Raw genomic sequence first — 268 nt, 5'->3', positions numbered from 1 at the left:
AAAAGGCAGCCATCGCGGCTGCCTATTTACATATCAAATTCATCGTCAGGTAGAAGCGGCAGTCCGACAGTGACAGTCGTTCCTTGTCCGACTTCAGAGCTGAAATGAAGAGACCCTTCATGACGCTCGATAATGTGCTTCGCAATGGCCAAACCGAGGCCGGTCCCGCCATCTTTTCGTGCCCGTGATTTATTGACACGATAGAAGCGTTCCGTCAATTTGTCTAAATCTTCTTTCGGGATGCCTCGAGCTTCGTCACGTATTTCCG

The 268-nt window shown here is 50.0% G+C and carries 1 protein-coding gene; it reads right to left on the bottom strand.

The genetic code is table 11. The features are described from left to right. Positions 1 to 26: 26 nt before the first annotated feature. A partial coding sequence (locus tag AC2Q9J_RS18005; protein ID WP_499042062.1) for a sensor histidine kinase occupies positions 27 to 268 on the bottom strand: 242 nt, incomplete at its 5' end.

The organism is Planococcus sp. RAB007_Raresut, from assembly GCF_057369535.1.
The sequence above is the reverse complement of the archived record's forward strand: the minus strand, read 5'-3'. Positions and strand labels throughout refer to the sequence as shown.